At 66.0% G+C, this 6,489-nt stretch carries 6 protein-coding genes; 5 read left to right on the top strand and 1 reads right to left on the bottom strand.

All coding sequences use genetic code 11. The features are described from left to right. Positions 1 to 89: 89 nt before the first annotated feature. Positions 90 to 530: an RrF2 family transcriptional regulator gene (locus ACPZMI_RS13710; RefSeq protein ID WP_063544552.1), complete on the bottom strand. Its 441-nt coding sequence runs from the start codon at positions 528 to 530 to the stop codon at positions 90 to 92. A gap of 163 nt (positions 531 to 693) precedes the next feature. On the opposite strand from ACPZMI_RS13710, the gene ACPZMI_RS13705 reads away from it, so the two are divergent. Genes ACPZMI_RS13705 through ACPZMI_RS13685 form a run of 5 tightly spaced genes read left to right on the top strand, consistent with a single transcriptional unit; the run spans position 694 to position 6,457 of the window. Then, on the top strand, positions 694 to 2,295 hold the full coding sequence (locus ACPZMI_RS13705) for an ABC transporter substrate-binding protein (protein ID WP_186665252.1): 1,602 nt from the start codon (positions 694 to 696) through the stop codon (positions 2,293 to 2,295). Between the two features lie 27 nt (positions 2,296 to 2,322). Beyond that, the gene (locus tag ACPZMI_RS13700; RefSeq protein ID WP_426352428.1) at positions 2,323 to 3,282 is read left to right on the top strand and encodes an ABC transporter permease; all 960 of its coding nucleotides are present in this window, start codon (positions 2,323 to 2,325) and stop codon (positions 3,280 to 3,282) included. A 3-nt stretch (positions 3,283 to 3,285) separates the two neighbouring features. Continuing rightward, the gene (locus tag ACPZMI_RS13695) at positions 3,286 to 4,113 is read left to right on the top strand and encodes an ABC transporter permease (RefSeq protein ID WP_426352427.1); all 828 of its coding nucleotides are present in this window, start codon (positions 3,286 to 3,288) and stop codon (positions 4,111 to 4,113) included. 2 nt (positions 4,114 to 4,115) lie between these two features. Next, positions 4,116 to 5,759: an ABC transporter ATP-binding protein gene (locus ACPZMI_RS13690; RefSeq protein WP_426352426.1), complete on the top strand. Its 1,644-nt coding sequence runs from the start codon at positions 4,116 to 4,118 to the stop codon at positions 5,757 to 5,759. Further along, positions 5,756 to 6,457, top strand: a complete 702-nt coding sequence (locus ACPZMI_RS13685) for an NAD(P)H-dependent oxidoreductase (protein ID WP_186665248.1) — start codon at positions 5,756 to 5,758, stop codon at positions 6,455 to 6,457. Before ACPZMI_RS13690 ends, ACPZMI_RS13685 begins: the two co-directional genes overlap by 4 nt. Positions 6,458 to 6,489: the final 32 nt, after the last annotated feature.

Raw genomic sequence — 6,489 nt, 5'->3', positions numbered from 1 at the left:
CCCGGGTCGGGGGGGGGGGGGGGGGTGGGGGTGTGTGCTTTTCGGGTTTGGGGGGGGGGGTTGGCCCGAAAAAGGGCCGGCCCTGCCTATCAACCTTCCACAGCCCCCTCAACCGGACGATCAAACGCAACGAACAACTGGTCCGCCGTGATCGCCCCCAGGTCCAGGCGCATGTTCGCCTCGAGCATCGCAAACAGCCGGGTGAACACCTCGAACACCTTGCAGTGATCCTCCATCCCCGAAAACGGGTTGTCGATCTTCTCGGCGATCAGCGAGCTCTCCTGCACCGCGTCGTACACCTCGCGCAGGGTGATCTCGCTGGCCGGGCGGGCGAGGGTGAGGCCGCCCTGGGCACCGCGCCAGGACTTGAGAATGTTGGCCTTGACCATCTGCGAAGCCAGGCTGCGCACCCGTGTCGGGTGCACCTTGACCCACTTGGCGATGGTCTCGGTGCGCAGTTTCTGCGGCGCGTTGGCGGCCACGAACGAGAGGATGTACGAGGCGGTGATCAGACGGGTCGATTGGCTCATCGGTAAAAATCCCTGGTGAATCGCAAAGTCGGTGTCCCTGTGAAAATCCATCTTGGCAGGGGCATGCCAATGAGTCTAATGTATTTGTCACGATGACAATTACAAATATTCGGTCATCGATGCCTGCGATCCTTCTTTCCAGCGGTTCAACAGGGGCAATGCCATGAGCGATAAGAACAACAAGATCACTCAAGCGATGCCCGACGGCGGCCTGCCACGTCGGGAGTTCCTCAAGTACAGCGCGGCGGCGGCGACCTTCGCCGGTGCCTTCTCCCTGGGCCTGCCCATGCCGGGCTGGGCCGAGCAGGCCACGCCCAAGGCCGGCGGTACCCTGCGCATGGGGCTGGCCGGGGGCAGCACCACCGACTCGCGTGACCCCGGCACCTGGGCCGACACCTTCACCTTCGTCGGCTTCTCGGCGGTCTACAACACCCTCAGCGAAATCAGCGTCGACGGCACCGCCATCCCGGAGCTGGCCGAACGCTGGGAGTCCACCCCCGATGCCAAGGTCTGGACCTTCTTCCTGCGCCAGGGCGTGACCTTCCACGACGGCAAGAGCCTCGATGCCGGCGATGTGGTCGCTTCGATCCAGCACCACCTGGGCGAGAAATCCACCTCGGCGGCCAAGACCGTCCTCGGTGATGTTGCCGTGGTGCGTGCCCAGGACGCCGCCACCGTGGTGTTCGAACTGCACTCGGGCAACGCCGATTTCCCCTATGTGGTCGCTGACTATCACCTGGTGATCATGCCCGCCAAGGACGGCGCCGCCGACTGGCAGGCCGGCACTGGCACGGGCGGCTATCGCCTCAAGCACTTCGAGCCGGGCGTGCGCATGGACCTGGTACGCAGCCCTGATTACTGGAAGCCGGGCCGGGCGCACTTTGCCAGCGCCGAGCTGCTGTCCATCGCCGATGGCGCGGCGCGGGTCAATGCGCTGGTCACAGGCCAGGTGGATGTGATCAACAAGGTCGACCTCAAGACCGTGGCGCTGCTCAAACGCAACCCGCAACTGGTGATCGAGGAAACCAAGGGCGCCCAGCACTACACCTTCCCCATGCTCTGCGACGCCGCGCAGTTCCAGGACAACAACGTGCGCCTGGCGCTCAAGCACGCCATCGACCGCCAGGCCTTGCTGACCTCGGTGCTGTACGGCTACGGCCAGATCGGCAACGACCACCCGATCCAGCCCGGCAGCCGCTTCATCAACACGGCCCTGGAGCAGCGCGTATACGACGCCGACAAGGCGCGCTTCTACCTCAAGCAGGCCGGCATGGACAGCCTCAAGGTACGCCTGCAGGCCTCCGACGCCGCCTACACCGGCGCGGTCGACGCCTCGGTGCTGTTCAAGGAGCAGGCGCGCAAGGCCGGTATCGACATCGACGTGGTGCGCGAGCCGGCCGACGGCTTTTTCACCAACGTGTGGATGAAGCAGCCGTTCACCACCTCGTTCTGGTACTCGAGCCTGACCGCCGACCGCATGTTCAGCATCGGCTACGCCAAGGGCGCGGCGTGGAACGAGACGCACTGGGACAACCCGCGCTTCAACCAGTTGCTCAACGCTGCCCGTGGCGAGATGAACGCGCCGCTGCGCCAGGAGATGTACAACGAAATGCAGGCGCTGTGCCGCGACGATGGCGGCGCCATCGTGCCGCTGTTCGCAAGCTCCGTTGCGGCGCGCTCCAGGCGGGTGATGCACGGCGGCGTCACCGCACCTTACGGTGAGCTGGACGGCCTGCGCCTGATCGAGCGCTGGTGGCAGGCCTGAACCCCATTTCGTTGCGAGGACCGTACGGTGAATAGTCTCTGCAAACTGCTCGCCCAGCGCCTGGCCCTGGGCCTGCTGTCGCTGCTGGCGGTGTCGGTGATCATCTTCCTGGCGGTGGGCATGCTTCCGGGCGACGTGGCCCAGGCCATGCTCGGCCAGGCCGCAACGCCGGAAACCGTGGCTGCGCTGCGCCTGCAGCTGGGCCTGGACCAGCCAGCGCTGACGCGCTTTTTCCACTGGGGCTGGCAACTGCTGCAAGGCGACCTCGGTGTGTCGCTGGCCAACCAGCGGCCAATCGCCGAGCTGATCGGCGCTCGCCTGGGAAACACCTTCAGCCTGGCGCTGCTGGCGGCGCTGGTGTCGGTGCCGCTGGCGCTGCTGCTGGGCATGCTGGCCGCTCTGTATCGCAACAGTTGGTTCGACCGGCTGCTCAACACCAGCGCCCTGAGCGCGGTGTCGTTCCCGGAGTTCTTCGTCGCCTACATCCTGATCCTGGTGTTCGCGGTGAAGCTGGCCTGGCTGCCAAGCATCTCCAACCTCTCCCCGGATGCCTCCCTCGGCGAGATTCTGGAGCGCTCGCTGCTGCCGGTGCTGACCCTGAGCCTGGTGGTGGTGGCGCAAATGATGCGCATGACTCGCGCCTCGCTGATCAACCTGCTCGCCAGCTCCTATATCGAGATGGCCCGGCTCAAGGGCATCGGCCAGGCGCGGATCATCTTCCGCCACGCCTTGCCCAACGCCCTGGCGCCGATCGTCAACGTGGTAGCGCTGAACCTGGCGTACCTGGTGGTGGGCGTGGTGGTGGTCGAGGTGGTGTTCGTCTACCCAGGCCTGGGCCAGTTGCTGGTCGACTCGGTGGCCAAGCGCGACATCCCGGTGGTGCAGGCCTGCAGCCTGATCTTCGCCGCCACCTACATCCTGCTCAACACCAGTGCCGACGTGCTGTCGATCGCCAGCAACCCGCGCCTGATGCATCCGAAGGGGTAGCCCATGAGCCTGTACACGCAATTGCGCCGTGCGCCGCTGAGTGCCAAGTTCGGCCTGCTGGTGATCCTGCTGTATGTACTGGTTGCGCTGTTCGCGCCGCTGGTGGCGCCGTTCGGCGAGACCGAAGTGGTCGGCGAGGGCTTCGCGCCCTGGGGCGGGCAGTTCCTGCTCGGCACCGACAACCTGGGCCGCGACATGTTCAGCCGCCTGGTCTATGGCGCGCGCAATACCCTCGGCATCGCTTTCCTGACCACCGTGCTGGCCTTCGCCCTGGGCGGGTTCTGCGGGCTGGTGGCGGCGATCCTCGGTGGCTGGATCGACCAGGGCATGTCGCGGGTCGTGGACATCCTCATGGCCATCCCGCAACTGATCTTCGCCCTGTTGATCCTCAGCGTGGTCGGCACCACCACCACCTCGCTGGTGCTGGTGATCGCGCTGCTCGATGCCACCCGGGTGTTCCGCCTGTCGCGGGCGGTGGCAATGAGCGTGGTGGTGCAGGACTTCGTCGAGGCCGCGCGGCTGCGCGGGGAGGGGCTGTGGTGGCTGGTCACCCGCGAGGTGCTGCCCAATGCCGCCGCGCCCTTGATCGCCGAGTTCGGCCTGCGCTTCTGCTTTGTCTTCCTGTTCATCAGTGCACTGTCGTTCCTCGGCCTGGGCATCCAGCCGCCAACCGCCGATTGGGGCAGCATGGTGCGCGACAACGCCGTGCTGATCACTTTCGGCGATGTCAGCCCGCTGCTGCCGGCGCTGGCGGTGGCGTTGATCACCGTGAGCGTGAATTTCGTCGTGGACTGGGTGCTGCACAAGTCCAGCGGCCTGAAGGAGTGCTGAGCATGAAACCGCTACTGGAAATCCGCGACCTGCACATCGAAGGTCACTCCGACGACGCCTGGCATCCGTTGGTCAAGGGCATCGACCTGACCCTGCAGCGTGGCGAGGTGCTGGGTTTGATCGGCGAATCGGGGGCCGGCAAGTCGACCCTTGGCCTGGCCGCGATGGGTTACGTGCGCGACGGTTGCCGCATCGCCCGTGGCTCGGTGTGCTTCGACGGCCAGGAACTGGTCGGCGCGGCACCTGAGGTGTTGCGCAAGCTGCGCGGCTTGCGGGTCGCCTATGTGGCGCAGAGCGCCGCAGCGTCGTTCAACCCGGCGCATCGCCTGATCGACCAGCATGTGGAAACCGCCGTGGTCAATGGCGGTATCGACCGCGCCACCGCCGAGGCCGAGGCGGTCGAGCTGTACCGTGTGCTGCGCCTGCCGGATCCGGAAAATATCGGCCGGCGTTACCCGCACCAGGTCTCTGGCGGCCAACTGCAGCGCGTGATGACCGCCATGGCCATGGCCTGCCACCCGGACCTGATCGTGTTCGACGAGCCGACCACCGCGCTCGACGTGACCACCCAGATCGAAGTGATCGCCGCCATTCGCGATGCGGTCAAGCGCTTCGGCAGCGCAGCGTTGTACATCAGCCACGACCTGGCCCTGGTGGCGCAGATCGCCGACCGCATCATGGTGCTGCGCCACGGCAGCCTGGTCGAAGAAGCCGCCACCCGCACCATGCTCGGTGCCCCGAGTCAGGACTACACCCGCTCGCTGTGGGCGGTACGCAGCTTCCATACCGAACCCAAGCGCAGCCAGGCGCAGACCCGGCCACTGCTCGAGGTGCGCAACGCCTCGGCCAGCTACGGTGCCCAGCCGGTGCTGCATGATGTCTCGCTCAAGCTGCAACGCGGCCAGACGCTGGCGGTGATCGGCGAGTCCGGCAGCGGCAAGAGCACCACTGCGCGGCTGATTACCGGGCTCTTGCAACCGAGCAGCGGCCAGGTGCTGTACGACGGTGAAGCCTTGCCGACCGACTACCGCCGGCGCAGCAAGGAACAGTTGCGGCGCATCCAGATGATCTACCAGATCCCCGACACCGCGCTCAATCCACGCCAGCGCATCGTCGACATCATCGGCCGGCCGCTGGCGTTCTACCTGGGGCTCAAGGGCAGGGCGCTGCGCGAGCGGGTCGCCGAGCTGCTGGAGATGATCGAGCTGGACCCGGCCAGGTTCATGGAGCGTCAGCCACGCGAACTGTCCGGCGGGCAGAAGCAGCGGGTGTGCATCGCCCGCGCGCTGGCCGCCGAGCCGCAACTGATCATCTGCGACGAGGTGACTTCGGCCCTCGATCAGTTGGTGGCCGAAGGTGTGCTCAAGCTGCTCGACCGCATCCAGCGCCAGTTGGGCGTGGCCTACCTGTTCATCACCCACGATGTGGCCACGGTGCGCGCCATCGCCGACGAGGTGATGGTGATGCAGCGGGGCAGGGTGGTGGATCAGGGGCGGCGCGAGTCGATCTTTACCCCGCCTTATCAGGATTACACCGGGCTGCTGTTCTCTTGCGAACCGCAGATGGACCCGGACTGGCTCGACCGCCTGTTGGCCGGTCGCGCCGCTGCTACTAACCAGCCAATTGCCGAAGGACAGCTTCCATGAACGTACTGATCGTCCACGCCCACCCCGAACCGCATTCGTTCACCGCCGCGCTGCGCGACCAGGCGGTGGAGACTTTCAAGGCCCAGGGGCATCAGGTGCAGGTCAGCGACCTGTACGCCATGGGCTGGAACCCGGTGGCCAGCGCCGAGGATTTCAGCACCCGTGAGAACCCCGAATATCTGGTCTATGCGCTGGAACAGCGCCTGGGCGTCAAGAGCGGCTCCATCGCCGCGGATATCCAGCAGGAGCTGGACAAGCTGCTGTGGGCTGATCTGCTGGTGCTGAACTTCCCGATCTTCTGGTTCTCCGCCCCGGCCATGCTCAAGGGCTGGATCGACCGGGTGCTGGTGTCGGGGGTGTGCTACGGCGGCAAGCGCTTCTACGACCAGGGTGGCCTGGCGGGCAAGAAGGCGCTGGTGACCGTGACCCTGGGCGGGCGTGAGCACATGTTCGGCGAAGGGGCGATCCACGGGCCGCTGGAGGACATGCTGCGGCCGATCCTGCGCGGCACCCTGGCCTATGTCGGTTTTGATGTACTGGCGCCGTTCGTGGCCTGGCACGTGCCCTACATCAGCGACGAGGCGCGGGGTGAGTTCCTGGTGCAGTATCGCCAGCGGCTGGAACAGCTCTCGGATGACCAGCCACTGGTGTTCCCGCGTCTGGAGCAGTTCGACGAGGCGCTGTATCCGTTGCGATGATGGGGCAAATGGCGCTGCCCGCCTGCGCATAG

It is taken from the genome of Pseudomonas wayambapalatensis, from assembly GCF_049942315.1.
Lineage (GTDB): Bacteria > Pseudomonadota > Gammaproteobacteria > Pseudomonadales > Pseudomonadaceae > Aquipseudomonas > Aquipseudomonas wayambapalatensis.
The sequence above is the reverse complement of the archived record's forward strand: the minus strand, read 5'-3'. Positions and strand labels throughout refer to the sequence as shown.